The following is a 16,906-nucleotide window of genomic DNA, read 5'->3' as shown; positions in this document are numbered from 1 at the left end:
TCAGGCCTCTTGCTTCGGGATCTTCGTGAACAGGCCGAAGAAGTTGTCGCTCGTCCTTCGAGCGAAATCCGAACCCGACAGCCCGTGCAGCTCGGCCACCCGCTGGGCGGTGTGGGCGACGAAGGCGGGCTCGTTCCGCTTGCCCCGCTTCGGCACCGGCGCCAGGTAGGGCGCGTCGGTCTCGACCAGGATGCGGTCGAGCGGCAGGTCCTTCGCCGTGGCGCGGATGTCCTCGGACCGGTTGAATGTCACGATCCCGGACAGGGAGATGTGAAGTCCGAGTTTCACCGATTCTTCAGCGAGTTGCCGGGTTCCGCTGAAGCAATGGATGATGCCGCGCAGCGGCGGGCGGTCGCCGCCCTGCCCTTCCTCGGCCAGGATCCGCAGCGTGTCGGCCTCGGCCTCGCGGGTGTGGACGATCACCGGCACGTCGGCGATGCGGGCGGCCCGGATGTGGCGCCGGAAGCTCTCCTGCTGCGCCTCGGCCGGGCTGAGACCGTAATGGTAATCGAGGCCGGTCTCGCCGATGCCGACCATCTTCGGGTGCGCGACGAGCTCCAGGATCGCCTCGACCGTCAGGTCGATGAAGTCCTTCGCCTCGTGCGGATGCACCCCGGCGGCGCCGTAGAGCATCGGGAACCGCTCGACCAGCGCGATCGTGGCCGGCAGCCGGTCCGGCCGGGTGCAGATGGTCAGCATGCAGCCGACCCCGGCCGCCCGGGCGCGGCCGACAACGTCGTCGATCTCGGCCGCGAAATCCGGGAAGTCGAGATGGCAGTGGCTGTCGACGAGCATCAGGCCCCGGCCTCCGGCTCGACATAGCGCGGGAACACACCCTGCGGTGCCGGCAACGGCGTGCCGGGCACCAGCGCATGGTCGTCGCCGATGCAATCGAAGCTGCGGGCATCGGCGGCCACGGCGAGTTGGTCCAGCACCTTGGCCATGGACTGTGGCATCACCGGCTGCATCAGGATCGACAGGCGCCGCACCGTTTCGGCCAGCACCCACAGCACCGTCGCCATCCGCGCCGGATCGGTCTTGCGCAGGGCCCAGGGCGCCTGCTCGTCGACATAGCGGTTGGCCTCGCCGACGAAGGCCCAGACCGCGTCCAGGCCGCGATGGAAGGCCTGGACGTCGAATTCGCGCCGCAGCGTCTCCAGGAGATCCGGCGCCTGGGCCAGCAGCGCCCGGTCCTCGTCGGTCAACGGACCCGGCTGCGGCACCTTGCCGTCGCAGTTCTTGGCGATCATCGACAGCACGCGCTGGGCCAGGTTGCCGAAGCCGTTGGCCAGCTCGCCGTTGGTGCGCTGGATCATGCCGCGGCGGGAGAAGTCGCCGTCCTGGCCGAAGGAGACCTCGCGCAGCAGGAAATAGCGCACGGGGTCGAGGCCGTAGGTGTCGACCAGCTCCAGCGGGTCGATCACGTTGCCGAGCGACTTCGAGATCTTCTGGCCCTCGTTGGTCCACCAGCCGTGGGCGAAGACGCGCTTCGTCACCGGCAGCCCGGCCGACATCAGGAAGGCCGGCCAGTACAGGGCGTGGAAGCGCAGGATGTCCTTGCCGACCATGTGCAGGTCGGCCGGCCAGTAGCGCTTGAAGCTCTCGGCCTGCGTGTCGGGATAGCCGACGGCGGTGAGGTAGTTGGTCAGCGCGTCGACCCACACATACATGATGTGCGCCTCGTCGCCCGGCACCTTCACGCCCCAGTTGAAGGTGGTGCGGCTGATCGACAGGTCGCGCAGCCCCGCCTTGACGAAGGCGATCACCTCGTTGCGGCGGGACTCCGGCGCGATGAAGTCCGGATTGGCCTCGTAGAAGGCCAGCAGGCGGTCGCCCCAGGCCGACAGGCGGAAGAAGTAGCTCGGCTCCTCCACCCATTCGCATTCGGCGCCGGTCGGGGCGATGCGCTTGCCGTCGACGACGGTCAGCTCATCCTCGCCGTAGAACGCCTCGTCGCGCACCGAGTACCAGCCGGCATAGCCGCCGAGATAGATGTCGCCGTTCGCCTTCATCGCCTCCCAGATCGCCTGCGAGGCCTTGATATGCCGCGGCTCGGTGGTGCGGATGAAGTCGTCGTTGCTGAAGTTCATCGCCGCGGCCAGGTCGCGGAAGTTCTGGCTGACCCGGTCGGTGAAGGTCTGCGGGTCCACCCCGGCCAGCTCGGCCGCCTTCTGCACCTTCTGCCCGTGCTCGTCGGTGCCGGTCAGGAAATGGACGTCATAGCCGTCCAGCCGCTTGAACCGGGCCAGCACGTCGCAGGCCAGCGTCGTGTAGGCGTGGCCGATATGCGGCTTGTCGTTGACGTAGTAGATCGGGGTGGTGATGTAGAATGTCTTCGGCGCCGACATCGCGGCCTCTTTCCGTGCTACGGCGGCGGTCAGCCGTTGCAGGCGCGCTCGATGCCGATGAACGCCTGCAGGAGAACCTGCTTCCGATCGAGGTTGGACCCGTCCGCCTGAGCGAACAGACGGCGGGTGTTGTCCCACAGCTCCACCCAGCGATCAAGGCCGCCGGCCCGTCCCAGGGCCCCGACCACCCGCTGCATCACCGCCTCCTCCCCCGCCACGATCTCGGCCGGGGCGGTGCCGCGGGCGGCGGCGCGGGCCAGCCGCTCCATCCACCAGACCAGGAGGCCGGTGAACAGGCGCCAGCTCGACTCCGCCGCCACCGGGCCGATCCGGTCGCCCATCCTGTGCACGGCCCGGAAATCCACCCGCGGGAAGTCGTCGAGCAGCGCCAGCATGTCGCGGTAGAGACCCAGCCCGCCATCCTCGATCAGCGCCGCCGCCCGGCCGATGCTGCCCTCGGCCAGCCGGACCAGCGACGCCCGCTCCTCGGGGTCCAGCTCCGGCGCGTGCTCGGCGAGCAGCCGGTCGACGGTCGCGTCCGGCAGCGGTTCGAGCGCCAGCAGGCGGCAGCGCGACCGGATCGTCGGCAGCAGCGCGCCGGGATTGCCGCAGGTCAGCAGCAGGATGGCATGGGCGGGCGGCTCCTCCAGGATCTTCAGGAGGGCGTTGGCGCCGTTGCGGTTCATCGCCTCGGCCTCGTCGACGATGACGACGCGCCAGGCGCCCTCCGCGGCGGTGAGGCGCAGGAACGGCTCGATCCGCCGGATCTCCTCGACCGGGATCTCGCGGCTGCGGCGCTTCTTCTCCTCTTCGCCGCCACCGTTTCGCTCGATGGTCAGCAGGTCGGCATGGCCGCCCGCAACGGCGCGGCGGAAGGTCGGATGGTCGGCCGGGATTTCCAGGCTGTGGGCGCCGCGCGGGCCGCCGGACAGCAGGAATCGCGCGACCCGGTGGGCGAAGGTGGCCTTGCCGATGCCGGGCGGGCCGGTGATCAGCCAGGCATGGGGCAGCCTTCCGGCGCGCAGCGCCTCAAGGAACGCCGTTTCCGCAGTCTCGTGGCCGAGCAGCCGTGGATTGGCGCGGGGCGCGGAAAACTCACCGCTCATGATGTCGGCCCGAATTTCGCCTCGATCGCCGTGCGGATCGCGGCCGCGACCTCGTCGACCGTGCCGCCGGCATCGATCAGGACGCAGCGCTCCGGCTCGGCCGCGGCGATGGCCAGGAAGCCCTCGCGCAGGCGCTGGTGCAGGGCCTCGCCCATCCGCTCGTAGCGGTCCTCGCCGCCGCGGCGGGCGCCGGCGCGGGCGAGGCCGGTTTCGACCGGCACGTCGAGGATCAGCGTCAGGTCGGGCTTCAGCCCGTCGGTCGCTATCCGGAACAGGGCGTCGAGGACATCGCGGTCCACGCCCAGGCCCCAGCCCTGATAGACCATCGAGCTGTCGGCATAGCGGTCGGAGACCACCCAGGCCCCGCGCTCCAGCGCCGGGCGCACGGTGACGCGCAGATGGTCGCGCCGGGCCGCGAAATGCAGCAGCGCCTCGGTGACCGGGTCCCAGCGGTCGGTGTCGCCCTTGACCAGCAGGTTGCGGATCGCCTCCGCCCCCGGCGAGCCGCCGGGCTCCCGCGTGCTCACGACGTCGAGGCCACGCCGGGCGAGATCGGCGGCCAGGCGCTTGACCTGGGTGCTCTTGCCCGAGCCCTCGCCACCTTCGAATGTGATGAACCGTCCGCGATTGCCCAAGCGATCCGTCCCCGGTTGCGGCCTCGTCCCGCCGCGAACCGACAGGGGTCACTCGGCGACGACGCGTGCTCCGGAATAGCCCGCGGCGGCGATCTGCTTCAAGGCGGTCGATGCGGCCTTGGGGTCGATGAAGGGTCCGATGCGCAGCTCGATCGCGCCTGCGGCGGCGGCGGTCGAGACCGGGCCGAAGCGGCGCAGGGCGTCGGACAGCGAGGCCACCTGCTGCGGCCGGGTGGCCTTGGCGGCTGCGACGAACAGACCGGACGGCTTCGGATCGGCATCGTCATCGACGCTGCCGACGATCTCCGGCACCCGGTCGGGCACCGGCGGCGCTGGCGGCACGGCGATGTAGCGCGCGTCCGGGAGATCGACATCCTTGCCGGCCGAGGCGACCTGGTTCTTCCGCGCCTGGTCCCGCTGCTGCTGCAGCGCCTGGAAGCGGCTCTCCTCCTCCAGCACCTGGATCTTGACCCGGGCCGAGCCGTTGCCGCGGAAGCCCAGCAGTTCCGCTCCGCGGGCGGACATGTCGATGATCTTCGACCGCACGAACGGACCGCGGTCGTTGATCCTGACGATCAGGGTCCGGCCGTTGTCGAGGTTGGTGACCTTGACCAGGCTCGGCATCGGCAGGGTGCGATGGGCGGCGGTGACCAGGCCGCTGTCGAAGCGTTCGCCGCTGGCGGTCTTGCGGCCGGGGAAGCCCGGGCCGTACCAGGTGGCGGTGCCGACCTGCACCGAATCGCGATCGGTGCGCGCCACGTAGCGCACGCCGTTGATGGCCACGACACCCGGATCAGCGGGTCGCGAGAGAACGGGCCGTTCGGCGATGCTCCCCTTTCCCGGCTGGGAGGGAGCGCATCCGGTGGCGGCCAGCGCCACGCCGATGGCTGCAACGACGGCGAGCCCCGGGAGACGATCCGACTTCGTGCGGCTGAATTTCACGCAAAAAGAACGGCGTCCGGACCGGGTCGGGATCGGTTCGGCAGTCATGCAAACCCGTATGTCACAACATCCGGTCAATGGTCCAGCATAATCGTCCCGTCCCGCTCCGGCATATCTGAGCATGTGCTGGATGGCTGTACGGCAACCGGTCCTATCCGTCGGTTTGCACCCAGTATTTCTGGGTATTTCTGTATGCCCTCATAGGTTGTATTAGCGTGCAGATCGGTTCGACAGCGGGGCCCGTAACCGCTTCGGTTCGCAGCAAAAAGCGACAACTCACGATTTCAATTGTCGGATGTTGCCCGCGCGCTCGGACGGCCCGACCGATGCGAAGCGATTTGAAACCGGCGGGGCAAATCCGTATGGTGCGGCCGGTCCGGAAGGGTGGCCGAGCGGTTTAAGGCACCGGTCTTGAAAACCGGCGTGGCGGCGACGTCACCGTGGGTTCGAATCCCACCCCTTCCGCCATCCCTGCCGCTTGTGCGAAGAGGGCGCTTCGTGCATCCCAGGTTGCTCAGGACATTCCTCGCGGTGGCCCGCCATCGCAACGTCACCCGCGCAGCCGAGGAGGTCCATCTCGCGCAGTCGAGCGTGAGCGATCAGATCCAGTCCCTCGAAACCGAGTTGGGCACGAGCCTGTTCACGCGTTCCAGGCTGGGCCTGGAATTGACGCCGGCAGGCGAGACGCTGAAATCCTATGCCGAGGATATCCTGGCGTTGGCCGACGAAGCCCGAGCCGCGGTGAACGCCGCGGGCGGGCAGACGGTCGGACCGCTGACGATCGGCGCGCTGGAGACGATTGCCGCAGCCAAGCTGCCGCGATGGTTGTCGGGCTTTCGCAGCGACCATCCCGACATCGATCTCAGGCTGAAGGTCGCAGGCAGCGGCGAGCTGCTGCGGATGCTGGAGGATGGCGGGATCGACGTCGCCTTCTGTTTCGACAAAGGCGGCCTCGACGAGCGCTTCGCCAGCCGGACGGTATCGATGGAGCCGCTGGTTCTGATCGGTCCTCCCGGACAGCCGCCCGACACGACACCGGCTGATATGGCCGCCCTGGCCGCCGCGCGCTTCGTGGCCACCGAGACCGGGTGCATCTATCGCCGCATGCTCGACACGGCGTTTGCCGCGGCGGGCTTCGCCGCGCCGAAGCCCGCCGCCGAGGTCGGCAGCATCGGCGCGATCGCGCGGCTCGTCGCGGCTGGCGTGGGGCTTGCCTTCATTCCGCGCCTCGCGGCCGGCGATGCGCTCGATCGCGACGAGATCGTCGAGATACCCTGGCCCGGGCCGGCCCGGTCGGCATCGCTCGCCGCGATCTGGCGCCGCCGGCGTGTCCAGCCGCCGGCGCTGAGGCTGTTGCTGGCCGCGTTGGGGGATGGGTTAGCGCCGGTCAGATCAGCCGGTGGCCGCCCTCGACATGCAGTATCGTCCCCGTGGTGAAGCCGTTGCCCATCATGAAGCCGATGGCATCGGCGATATCGTCCGGCCGCCCGACCCGGCCGACAGGCAACCGCTTTGCCATCGCGCTCAGCCTCTCCTCCTTCTCGTCGCCGGCGACATGGGCCCAGATCGGCGTGTCGACCCAGCCGGGCGAGACGGCATTGACCCGGATCGGCGCCAGTTCGACCGCCAGAGCCCGGACCAGCCCTTCCAGCGCCGCGTTGACGGCTGCGACCACCGAACCGCGGGCCGAGGGCCGATAGGCGGCGATGCCGGAGGTGAAGGTGATGGATCCCCAGGCCGGCAGCATGGGCGCGCCGTATTTGGCGAGCAGAAGCGGCCCGTAGACCTTGCTGTCCATCACCCTCTGAGCGGCCTTCAGGTCGATCGCCGGCAGCAGCTCATAGGCGCCTTCGATATCGGCGGCGGTGCTGACGATGTGGTCGAGAGGACCGGTCCGCCGGAACAGATCGGCCACCTGCTCCTCCCGCGCGATATCGACTGCGACCGTCTCCAGCGACGACGCCTGCCCCAGATCCTCGCGGGCCTGCTTCAGCTTGGCCTCGCTGCGCCCGGCGATGATGACCTCGGCACCGGCGCCGAGACACCGCCGCGCCAGCGCCAGCCCCATTCCGGAGCCGCCGCCCACGATCAGGATCCTTCCTTTCGCGATATCCATGACCTGCCATGCCTCCGTTCGGATCAGCGATGGTCCAGGGATCGCAGGCCGGCGCGAATGGACGAAACGGAAGAAACCGATAGGGTTATCGGAGGTCCCGATGGTTGTCGCTCTGCCAAGGCATTGGGTAGAGTTGAGCAGATTCGTGATCAGATCCCGAGAGGCGGTCATGAAGCTCGGATGGCAGCCGCGGAAGTGGCTCGAGAAGAAGGCGAAATGGGGTTCGCGCGGCTTCATGCACGAGGCGAGCTGAACATTCCCGACGAGGCAGAAAGCGCCGCCGCTGGCCTCGCCAACAACCCGGAACCGACCGATGACCGAACTGCTGCACAGCGGCGACGAGACGATCCTGTCCTGCGACGCGAGCGGGCCGGCGATCGACAGCCCGCAGCGCGCCGCCGACCTGATCGGCGAGGCGCTGTCCGCCGGCGCCTCGGTGATCGCCGTGCCGGCCGCACGCCTCGGACCGGCCTTCTTCCAGCTCCGTACCGGTGTCGCCGGCGAATTCGCCCAGAAGGCCGTCAACTACCGGCTGAAGCTGGCCGTGATCGGCGACATCTCGCAGCATCTCGCCGCCAGCGCTGCCCTGCGCGACTGGGTGCGGGAGGCCAATCGCGGCAACGAGATCTGGTTCGAGCCCAGCCTGGACAGTCTGGTGGCCCGGCTCGGCGGCGGCCAAACCGGGGTTTGACCACCCGCTCCCCTCACCTCTCCGCCATCAGCGCGTTGATCTCCGGATACGGCATCGCGCCGGAAACTAGCGGATCGGACACGCCGTCCTGCAGGAACGACTTCGCCAGCTCGGCGATCCGGGCGAACACCGTCTGGCTGATGCCGGAGCCGGCGCTGAGGCGGCGGACGCCGAGGGCGGCGAGCTCGGCCGCGCCGGGCAGGCCGGGGCGCGCCATCACGTTCAGCGGCAGCGGCGCCGCGGCTGCGATCGCCTGGACCTCTTCGGGCCTCGTAACTCCCGGCGCGAAAATACCGTCGGCGCCGGCGGCGCGGTAGCGCTCGGCCCGGGCCAGCACCTCCGCCACCTTGCCGCCCTCCGGCGCCAGGCCACGGAGATAGACGTCGGTGCGGGCGTTGACGAACACGTCCTGCCCGCTGCGGGCGGCGGCGCGCTTGATCGCCTCGATCTTGGCGCAGAGCAGGTCCGGCGTCCCCGCCCCGTCCTCGAGGTTGATGCCGGCGGCGCCGGCGCCGATCAGCCGGGCCACCGCCTCCCCGACCGCGGCCGGATCGTCGCTGTACCCGCCCTCGGCGTCGACAGTCAGCGGCACCCGGATGATGCGGGCGATGTCGGCCGTGGTGGCGACCAGCAGGTCGAGCGGCAGCGCGTCGCCGTCCGGATAACCATGCGCCCAGGCGACGCCGGCGCTGGTGGTGGCGATCGCTTTGGCGCCGAGACTCTCGATCAGCCGGGCGCTGCCGGCGTCCCAGGCGTTGGCGAGCAGCAGGATGCCGTCCTGGTGCAGGCGGCGGAACTGCTGCAGGGACTCGGCCTGACGGGTGTCGGTCATGAGCTTTCCTCTCCCAGGTTCGATTCAGATGGCGAGCGACAGCTGCCTGCTGCCGGCGCCTTCGTGGTTCAGCAGCCAGCGCTTGCGGTCGAGGCCGCCGCCGAAGCCGACCAGCGACCCGTCGGCACCGATCACGCGGTGGCAAGGCACGACGATCGGGATCGGGTTGGCATTGTTGGCGAGGCCGACGGCGCGCATGGCGCCCGGCTGGCCGATCCGCCGGGCGATCTCGCCATAGGACACGGTGGTGCCGCAGGCGATGCCGCGCAGCGCCGCCCACACCGCGCGCTGGAACGGCGTGCCGGCGGCCTCGACCGGCAGCGCGTCGATCGCCGCGAGGTCGCCGGCGAAATACGCCTCCAGCGCCGCGGTCAGGCCGGCCGGGTTGCGCTGCGGCGCCAGCGTGAAGTCGTCGCCACCGAGGCTGCGGGCCAGGCGGGCGCGCAGCCGTTCCTCCTCGCACCAGTCGATGGCGCGCAGCCGGCCGGCATCGTCGGCGACGACCAGCAGCTCGCCGAGCGGGCTCGGCAGGCGGTCGAAGACCAGCGCCTCAGCCATGCTTCGCCCCCGCGACCTTCGCCACAGGCCCGGCATCGGCGGCCCAGAGATGCTGGGCGGCATAGGCGCGCCAGGGCCGCCAGGGCTCGGCCCGCTGCAGCAGGTCGGCGGGGGTCGGCCGCCCCCCGGCGCCGTCGGCGGCGCCGCGCAGCAGGCCGATGTCGCTGGCCGGGAAGGCGTCGGGCTCGCGCAGCGCGCGCAGGGCGATGTATTGGGCGGTCCAGTCGCCGATGCCGCGGATGCGGCGCAGCCTTGCGATCGCCTCCTCCACCGTGCCGAAGGGGCGGAACAGATGCGGGTCGGCGATCGCGGCCTCGGCCAGCGCGGTCAGCGTCGCCCGGCGCGACCCCGGCATGCCCAGCGCGCCGAGATCGGCCGCCGCCACGCGCTGCGGCGATGGGAAGGCACGGGACAAAGCGGGGTTCAGCCGCGCCGCCTCGGGCACCTCGGCGCCGCAGATCGACACCAGCCGGCCGGCCAGCTGCCGGGCCGCGACCACCGTGACCTGCTGGCCCAGCACGGCGCGCACCGCCAGCTCGAACCCGTCCCAGCCGCCGGGGGCGCGCAGGCCCGGCCGCTGCGCCACCAGCGGCGCCAGGAACGGATCCTGCGACAGATGGGCGCCGATCGTCTCGATGTCGGCGCCGACGTCGAACACCCGCCGCACCCGGGCCAGGATGCCCGGCAGGGCGCGCACCGAGGGGAAGCGCACCAGCACCGCCAGGTTGTCGCGCGCCGGCTCGTGCCGGACCTCGACGGTGCCGATCTCCTCGCCCTCGGCGACGCTGCGGCGGTAGACCTCGCCTGCGACCTGCTCCACCCCCTCGATGGCGCGGGCCCGCAGATAGGCCAGCATCGCCGGCCAGTCATAGGGCGGGCGGTAGCGCAGCCGCAGCGTCACCCCGCCGGCGGCGACCGAATCGACCGGCAGCCCGGCCCAGGCCCGGCGGCGAAGCGCGCTGGGCGGGCGGCGGAACAGGTCGTGGAAGGTCTCGTTGAAGCGGCGGACGCTGCCGAAGCCGGCGGCCATTGCCACCTCGGCCATCGGCATCCGCGTCTCCTGGATCATCTGCTTGGCGAACAGCACGCGCCGGGTCTGGGCCACGGCGACCGGCGTGGCGCCGAGATGCTGCTTGAACAGCCGGCGCAGCTGGCGGCCGCCGACGCCGAGGCGGTCGGCCAGCGCCTCCACCCCCGCCTCCCCGTCCAGCCCGCCATCGGCGATCAGCGCCAGCGCGCGCGACACGGTGTTGGAGGTGCCGCGCCAGGAGGCGAGGTCGGGCGCCGTTTCCGGCCGGCAGCGCAGGCAGGGCCGGAACCCGGCCTCCTGCGCCGCGGCGGCGGAGGCGTAGAACCGGCAGTGCTCGAACTTCGCCGTGCGGGCCGGGCACACCGGGCGGCAATAGATTCCGGTGGAAGTCACGCCGACGAAGATGCGCCCGTCGAACCGCGGGTCGCGGGTCACCAGGGCGCGGTAGCAGGCTTCGGGGTCGAGCGTTTCCATACCCCGACCATGTCACGTCCGGAGCGATCGCGCTCGCGGTTTTCGGACATGGTCGGCGGAAGGGTGCCTGGCGGCGCGGTCCCCCTTCACCGTCATCGCGAGAAGGCGAAGCCGACGAAGCAATCCAGGGGCCGGTTCGCGCTGGCCCTGGACTGCTTCGCTACGCTCGCAATTGTAGAGGTTCAGGAATTCGCTGATCGGTTGGGTTGGGTTTTGGTGAGAGCGAAGGCCTTTGGGGTAAGGCCATCGAGGGCTTGGTGAGGCCTGAAGGCGTTGTAGTAGACGAGGTATTCGAACAGCTCGTTGGAGAAGTGTTCGAGGTGGTCGAAGGTGGCGCCGTCGATCAGGTCGTCGTTGAGGGTGCGCCAGAAGCGTTCGGCCTTGCCGTTGGTCTGGGGCCGGTAGGGCCTGGTGTAGCGGTGGTTGATGCCGAGCTCGAGGAGCATGGCCTCGAAGGGGTGGTCTTCGGGGTGTTGCCGGGAGGCGAACTCGGCGCCGTTGTCGGTGAGGATGTCCTTGAACTGCAGGCCGTAGTTGGCGTTGAGGGTGTTGATCATCTTCAGGGTGCGGAACATCACCGGCAGGGCCTTCTTGCTGGCGAGGATCTCGGCCCAGGCCAGGCGGGAGCAGGCGTCGATCAGGCAGACGAGGTAGGCCGGCTTGGCGGGCGGCTGCAGGAACATGTCGCGGGGCAGCTGGTGCAGGTCGACATGGCCCATCTCGCCGAGCATGGTCTTGATGATCCTGCGCTTGGTCTCGACCATGGCCTTGGTCTTGCGGTTCAGGCCATGCTGCTTGAGCCTGCGGTAGATGGTGGAGGGTGACGGCAAGGACGATACATCCTGGCGCGTCTCCCGCAAGACGGCATGGATCTCGTAGCGGTTGAGGCCGCGCTGGCGGCAGGCCAGGATCTCGGCCTCGATGCCGTCGGGGTCGCGGCGCTCGCGCCACTTCGGTCCGCGCCGCTGCGGCAGCAGATCCTGCTCCGAGCCGCTGAGCAGATAGCGGTTGTAATACTTGCGGAAGGTCTGCGAGCAGGTGCCGTGATGCCGGTAGAACTCGCCGACCCGCCGGAACGTCTGTGACGTCCCGGCCTTCACCGCCTCGTATTCCGGGATCAGGAAGCGCCACTTCTGCAGATAGTTGCGCTCGATCGTCCGGTCGTAGCTGTTGTCCCGCATCGATGCCGCCTCCTTCTCGCCGGCATCGATCAACGAATTAATGAACATGCACAGCAATGACGGTATAGGGATTTCAGGAAAGGTCTCTACCCGAAGAGACCGGAGTCCCCCGCCGTCAGCTCCCGGCCCGGCTTGCAAGCTGCGGGATGAACAGCTCAGTCCAGCTCGCCGGCTTCACCTTGATGGTGCCGGCCAGGTGCATGAAGTCGGCGAAGTCCATCACCTTGGTCGGGGTGGTGGAGAACCGGGTGTCCGGGTCGTTCAGGATCTCCAGCACCTCCTCCGGCGAGATCTTCACCGCCGAGCTGCGCGAGAAGATCTCCGCCGTCTCCTGCTTGTGCGCGGCGATGAAGGCGTTGGCCTCGTCGAGCGCGGCGAGGAAGGCGTCCACCGTCTTCGGGTTAGCGTCGACGAAGCGCTTCGGGGCGAAGACGACGTCGAGCGTGATGTTGCCGATCACGTCGACCGAACTGGCGACGCGGTGGATAGCCGGGTTCTTGACCTCGAGATAGGAGAAGGGCGGCGAGGTGAAATGCGCCTTCACCTCGGTCTGGCCCGAGGTCAGCGCCGCCAGCGCGTCGGGATGCGGCAGGCTGACCGTCATCGGGTCGAGCTGGGCGAAGTTCTCGCGGCCGAACTGCTTGGCCGCCATCATCTGCAGCACCACGGCCGACAGCGAGGTCTTGATGCCCGGCAGGGCGATCTTGTCCGCCGGCCCGAAATCGGCCAGCGACGTCAGCTCCGGCTTGTTGCTGTTGAGCCAGAGCGAGGTCGAGCTGAGCCCGCTGATGCCGGTGACCTCGACATTCGGGATGCCCTTGGCCTTAGCCCAGAGGGTGATAAAGCCCGGCGCGCCGGTGCCGGCGAAGTCGAGCGTGCCGGCCATCATCGCGTCATTGATGACGTTGCCGCCGTCGAGCATCACCCATTTCACCGCGACGTCGCCGAGGCCGGCCGCCTTGGCCTGCTTCTCGAACAGCTTCTGGTCCTGCATCACGATCAGCGGCAGGTACAGGATGCCGTAGCCCTTGGAGACCCGGATCTCGCTGACCTCGGCCCGCGCCGCGCCGGCGAGGCCGAGCCCGATCGCCGTTGCGATCGCCGCCGCGGCGAAGCTCTTCATCATTCCCATGGTGTCCTCCCTTGTCCGGGCCGGCCGATCCGGCCCGTTGTTGCACAAATCGTCAGTGCTGCATGCCCCAGCGCCGGATGGTCTTCTTCTCGATCGTGGCGAAGACCACGTTCTCGACGAACAGGCCGATGAGGATGACGGTGAACAGGCCGGCGAAGACGTTCGCGGTCTCCAGCTGGTTGCGGTTCTCGTAGATGAACCAGCCGAGGCCGCCGGAGCCGGAGGAGACGCCGAACACCAGCTCGGCCGCGATCAGGGTGCGCCAGGCGAAGGCCCAGCCGACCTTCAGCCCGGTCAGGATCGACGGGAACGCCGCCGGGATCAGGATGTGCCGCACCAGCGACAGCCGCCGCAGCCCGTAATTCAGCCCGACCATGCGCAGCGTGTTGGATACGGCGCGGAAGCCGGAATGGGTGTTCAGCGCGATCGCCCACAGCACCGAATGGACCAGGACGAAGATCACGCTGCCCTGTCCCAGCCCGAACCAGATCAGGGCGAGCGGCAAGAGCGCGATCGCCGGCAACGGGTTGAACATCGAGGTCAGGGTCTCCAGCAGGTCGGCGCCGATGCGCGAGCCGATGGCGACCGTGGTCAGCACCGCCGCGAGCGCAATGCCGATGGCGTAGCCGATCACCAGCGTCTGCAGCGACGCCGCCGCCCGCGCCGGCAGCACGCCGTTGCCGATGTTGCTCAGGAACGCGTCGAGCGTCTCGGTGAAGGACGGGAACAGCAGCGGGTTGCCCAGCCAGCGGCCATAGCCCTCCCAGATCAGGGCCAAGACCAGCAGGATCAGCGTCTTGCGCACGAAGCCTAAGCGATAGACCCGCTCGACCGGGGAGATCGCCTTTTCCACCGGCGGGATGTCGGTCTTCGGCGTGTCGCGCAGTATCTCGGGCCGGAAGGCGACGCCCCCGGCAATGGTCGTGTCGGTCATGGTGGCGGCCCTCAATGGACGAACAGCATGTCGTTGATGCGCGCCTCCAGCGCGCCCTGGGCGGCGGTGCCCCAGTCGTCGCGGCCGATGCTGTTCAGCTCGGCCTTCACCTGCCCCGGATGCGGCGACAGCAGCAGGATGCGGTTGCCGATGCGGATCGCCTCCTCGATCGAATGGGTGACGAACAGCACGGTGAAGCGCGTGTCCTCCCACAGCTGCAGCAGCTCGTCCTGCATGCGCCGGCGGGTCAGGGCGTCGAGCGCGGCGAAGGGCTCGTCCATCAGCAGCACGTCCGGCTCCATCGCCATGCCGCGGGCGATGGCGACGCGCTGCTTCATGCCGCCCGACAGCATGTGCGGGTAGCTGTCGGCGAACTTGGCGAGGCCGACCTTCTCGATGTAGTGGCCGGCGCGGTCGCGCGCCTCGGCCGGGCCCAGGCGGCGGCTGGCGATCAGCGCGAAGGCGACGTTCTCGCGCACCGTCTTCCAGGGCAGCAGTTGGTCGAATTCCTGGAACACCATCATCCGGTCCGGCCCGGGCTCGGACACCGCACGGCCCTTCAGCCGGATCTCGCCCTCGGTCGGCGCGATGTAGCCGCCGATCGCCTTCAGCAGCGTCGACTTCCCGCAGCCGGACGGCCCGAGCAGGATGAAACGGTCGGAGGGGTGGACGTCGAAATCGACGCGATGGGTGGCGGTGACCACCGCCTGGTCGGTCTTGTACTGCAGCGTGACCTGGCGGACGGAGAGCAACGCGTCTGCTGGCGGCGATTGCACGATGGCCATATATCCTCCCTGGCAGCGGCACCGCTTCGGCGGGCCGTTGCAGGGAGTGTTCCGCATCAAGCTGACGCCAGCCTGACTCGGAATCGGAACAGTGGAGAGCCCGTGCGCATCCTGGTGGTCGAGGACACGGCGGATATCGGCGAGGCGATCGTCGCCCGACTTGAGCGCATGGGCCATGCGGTCGACTGGGAGCGCGACGGCGAGGCGGCCGGAGACATGCTCGGGGTGCAGGATTACGACCTGCTGGTGCTCGACATCATGCTGCCGGGCCGCGACGGCATCGCCCTCTTGAAGGAGCTGCGGGCGCGGCGCCGGTCCACCCCGGTGCTGGTGCTGACCGCCCGCTCCGGCGTCGAGGACCGGGTCGGCGCGCTCGACCTCGGCGCCGACGACTACCTGGTCAAGCCCTTCGACTACCGTGAGCTGGAGGCGCGGGCCCGCGCCCTGCTGCGCCGCCGGACCGGCGACAGCAGCAATGTGCTGACCTGCGGCGACGTCACCATCGACCGCGCGGCGCGGCTGGCCGCTGTCCAAGGCCGGCCGCTGGACCTGACCCGGCGCGAGCTGACGGTGCTGGAGATCCTGGCGACGCGGCCCGGCCGCATCGTCTCCAAGGACGACCTGCTGGACCAGATCTACAGCTTCGACCAGGAGCCGAGCCCAAACGCGGTGGAGCAGTACGTGACCCGGATCCGCCGCAAGCTGGCGGGATCCTCGGTCGAGATCCGGACGCTGCGCGGCCTCGGGTATCAGCTTGTCGTCGGCTGACCGGATCCGCGGCTCGCTCTATGTCCGCATCCTCGCCTTCATCGCGGTGGTGGTCTGCCTCGGCACCGCCGGGGTGATCGCCGCCGCCGCGCATTACGCCCGGCTAGCGGCCGGCGAGGCCTATGACCGCCTGCTGGTCGGCGGCGCGGTGCAGGTGGCCGAGAACGTGTTCATGCAGGGCGGGGTGGTGGCGCTGGACCCGCCGGTCGCGGCCTTCGCCTCCCTCTCCGCCTACGACCTCGTCTACTACAAGGTGGTCGACCCGCGCGGCGTGGTGGTGGCGGGATATCCCGACCTCGCGCTCGATCCCGCCGCGGCCCAGCAGGCCCGGCACGGCGTGGTGGTCGAGGATGGCAGCTTCCAGGGGGAGGCGGTGCGGGTCGCCGTGCTGGGCCGCCGGATGGATGACAGCGATGGTGGCTGGGCCACGGTGGTGCTGGCCCAGACCACCCGGGCCCGCGATGCCCTGGCCCGGTCCCTGACCCGCCAGGCGGTGCTGATCGTCCTGGCCATGGGGATGCTGACCATGGTGGCCGGCGCGGTGGCGGTGCGCTGGGCGCTGGCGCCGCTGATCCGGATCGAGAAGGCGCTGGCCGACCGGGCGCCGGACGACCTCAAGCCGCTCGACGTCGCCACGCCGACCGAGATCCGCACCCTGGTGTCGTCGATCAACCTGTTCATGGGCCGGCTGGCCGGCCGCATCGGCCTGATGCAGCGCTTCATCGCCGACGCCGCGCACCAGATCCGCACGCCGCTGGCCGCGCTGGACGCCCAGGTCGAGCTGCTGGGCCACGAGAGATCGGCCGGCCGGCGCCAGCAGCAGATGGAGCGGGTGCGGCAGCGCACGGCGGAGCTGGGGCGGCTGACCAACCAGCTGCTGAACCACGCCATGGTGATCCATCGCGGCGAGATCGGCGCCTTCGCTCCGGTCGATCTGGTGGAGCTGGCGCGGACGGTCCTGGCGGCGTCGGTGCCGCTGTCCTTCGACCGCGACGTGCGCATCGCCTTCGAGGCGCCGGAGGAGCCGGTGATGGTCGATGGCGACGCCGTCAGCCTGCGCGAGGCCCTGTCCAACATCATCCACAACGCCCTGGCGCATGGCGCCGAGACCCGGCTGCTGGTTCGCGTCGGCGACGGCGCGGAGGGCGCCTGGCCAAATGGCGCTTGGATCGAGATCAACGACGACGGCCCGGGCATCGCGGAGGCCGACCGGGCGCGGGCGCTGGAGCCGTTCCATTCCGGTTCGGAGGACGGCACCGGCCTGGGCCTGGCCATCGCCGCCGAGGTGATGAAGGCCCATCGCGGCCGGGTCGAGTTCCGGCAGGACCCGGCCGAGGGATTCTCGGTGGTGCTGCGCTTCGGGGCTTGAGGCCT

The 16,906-nt window shown here is 69.8% G+C and carries 17 protein-coding genes and 1 tRNA gene; 5 read left to right on the top strand and 13 right to left on the bottom strand.

The window, feature by feature from the left end; all coding sequences use genetic code 11:
• From LG391_RS01710 to LG391_RS01690, 5 genes are read right to left on the bottom strand one after another with little or no spacing between them, the layout of a single operon-like run.
• Complete coding sequence (locus LG391_RS01710) at positions 1-795, bottom strand: TatD family hydrolase (protein ID WP_225765381.1); 795 nt, start codon at positions 793-795, stop codon at positions 1-3.
• Entirely contained in the window at positions 795-2,348 is a 1,554-nt protein-coding gene (metG, locus tag LG391_RS01705; RefSeq protein ID WP_225765379.1) for a methionine--tRNA ligase, read from the bottom strand. The genes LG391_RS01710 and metG overlap by 1 nt, the downstream gene beginning before the upstream one ends.
• Before the next feature lie 29 nt (positions 2,349-2,377).
• Positions 2,378-3,454: a DNA polymerase III subunit delta' gene (locus LG391_RS01700; protein WP_225765377.1), complete on the bottom strand. Its 1,077-nt coding sequence runs from the start codon at positions 3,452-3,454 to the stop codon at positions 2,378-2,380.
• Positions 3,451-4,089, bottom strand: coding sequence for a dTMP kinase (tmk, locus tag LG391_RS01695; protein ID WP_225765375.1), 639 nt, complete (start codon positions 4,087-4,089; stop codon positions 3,451-3,453). Before tmk ends, LG391_RS01700 begins: the two co-directional genes overlap by 4 nt.
• 48 nt (positions 4,090-4,137) lie before the next feature.
• Positions 4,138-4,872 carry a septal ring lytic transglycosylase RlpA family protein gene (locus LG391_RS01690; RefSeq protein ID WP_225765373.1) on the bottom strand — a complete coding sequence of 245 codons (735 nt, stop codon included), beginning with the start codon at positions 4,870-4,872 and terminating at the stop codon, positions 4,138-4,140.
• A 537-nt stretch (positions 4,873-5,409) separates the two neighbouring features.
• Between LG391_RS01690 and LG391_RS01685 the strand changes: the two genes are divergently transcribed.
• Positions 5,410-5,499: transfer RNA gene (locus LG391_RS01685), tRNA-Ser, on the top strand.
• The gene (locus tag LG391_RS01680; RefSeq protein WP_308013034.1) at positions 5,455-6,468 is read left to right on the top strand and encodes a LysR family transcriptional regulator; all 1,014 of its coding nucleotides are present in this window, start codon (positions 5,455-5,457) and stop codon (positions 6,466-6,468) included. Before LG391_RS01685 ends, LG391_RS01680 begins: the two co-directional genes overlap by 45 nt.
• Here LG391_RS01680 and LG391_RS01675 read toward each other — a convergent pair.
• A complete protein-coding gene (locus LG391_RS01675) occupies positions 6,419-7,384 on the bottom strand; it encodes an SDR family oxidoreductase (RefSeq protein WP_225765362.1) in 966 nt (321 codons plus the stop codon). The genes LG391_RS01680 and LG391_RS01675 overlap by 50 nt on opposite strands.
• A gap of 76 nt (positions 7,385-7,460) precedes the next feature.
• Here LG391_RS01675 and LG391_RS01670 point away from each other — a divergent pair, with 76 nt between their 5' ends.
• Entirely contained in the window at positions 7,461-7,838 is a 378-nt protein-coding gene (locus LG391_RS01670) for a DUF4180 domain-containing protein (protein WP_225765360.1), read from the top strand.
• Between the two features lie 13 nt (positions 7,839-7,851).
• On the opposite strand, the gene LG391_RS01665 is transcribed toward LG391_RS01670, so the two are convergent.
• The 7 genes from LG391_RS01665 to LG391_RS01635 all read right to left on the bottom strand — a co-directional run bounded on the left by LG391_RS01665 (position 7,852) and on the right by LG391_RS01635 (position 14,764).
• Positions 7,852-8,670 carry an isocitrate lyase/phosphoenolpyruvate mutase family protein gene (locus LG391_RS01665; protein ID WP_225765358.1) on the bottom strand — a complete coding sequence of 273 codons (819 nt, stop codon included), beginning with the start codon at positions 8,668-8,670 and terminating at the stop codon, positions 7,852-7,854.
• A 24-nt stretch (positions 8,671-8,694) separates the two neighbouring features.
• Positions 8,695-9,228, bottom strand: a complete 534-nt coding sequence (locus tag LG391_RS01660; protein WP_225765346.1) for a methylated-DNA--[protein]-cysteine S-methyltransferase — start codon at positions 9,226-9,228, stop codon at positions 8,695-8,697.
• Positions 9,221-10,732, bottom strand: coding sequence for an AlkA N-terminal domain-containing protein (locus LG391_RS01655; RefSeq protein WP_225765344.1), 1,512 nt, complete (start codon positions 10,730-10,732; stop codon positions 9,221-9,223). Before LG391_RS01655 ends, LG391_RS01660 begins: the two co-directional genes overlap by 8 nt.
• Positions 10,733-10,914: 182 nt before the next feature.
• Positions 10,915-11,913, bottom strand: a complete 999-nt coding sequence (locus LG391_RS01650; RefSeq protein ID WP_225765342.1) for an integrase core domain-containing protein — start codon at positions 11,911-11,913, stop codon at positions 10,915-10,917.
• A gap of 115 nt (positions 11,914-12,028) precedes the next feature.
• A complete protein-coding gene (locus LG391_RS01645; RefSeq protein WP_225765331.1) occupies positions 12,029-13,045 on the bottom strand; it encodes an ABC transporter substrate-binding protein in 1,017 nt (338 codons plus the stop codon).
• Positions 13,046-13,097: 52 nt separating this feature from the next.
• Positions 13,098-13,979, bottom strand: a complete 882-nt coding sequence (locus tag LG391_RS01640) for an ABC transporter permease (RefSeq protein ID WP_225765329.1) — start codon at positions 13,977-13,979, stop codon at positions 13,098-13,100.
• An 11-nt stretch (positions 13,980-13,990) separates the two neighbouring features.
• Entirely contained in the window at positions 13,991-14,764 is a 774-nt protein-coding gene (locus LG391_RS01635) for an ABC transporter ATP-binding protein (protein WP_034841145.1), read from the bottom strand.
• Positions 14,765-14,866: 102 nt separating this feature from the next.
• Here LG391_RS01635 and LG391_RS01630 point away from each other — a divergent pair, with 102 nt between their 5' ends.
• Positions 14,867-15,532, top strand: coding sequence for a response regulator transcription factor (locus LG391_RS01630; RefSeq protein WP_225765327.1), 666 nt, complete (start codon positions 14,867-14,869; stop codon positions 15,530-15,532).
• A complete protein-coding gene (locus LG391_RS01625) occupies positions 15,519-16,901 on the top strand; it encodes a sensor histidine kinase (protein WP_225765325.1) in 1,383 nt (460 codons plus the stop codon). Before LG391_RS01630 ends, LG391_RS01625 begins: the two co-directional genes overlap by 14 nt.
• Positions 16,902-16,906 lie beyond the last annotated feature (5 nt).

It is taken from the genome of Inquilinus sp. Marseille-Q2685, assembly GCF_916619195.1.
In the GTDB taxonomy this organism is placed as follows: Bacteria; Pseudomonadota; Alphaproteobacteria; order DSM-16000; family Inquilinaceae; genus Inquilinus.
The sequence above is the reverse complement of the archived record's forward strand: the minus strand, read 5'-3'. Positions and strand labels throughout refer to the sequence as shown.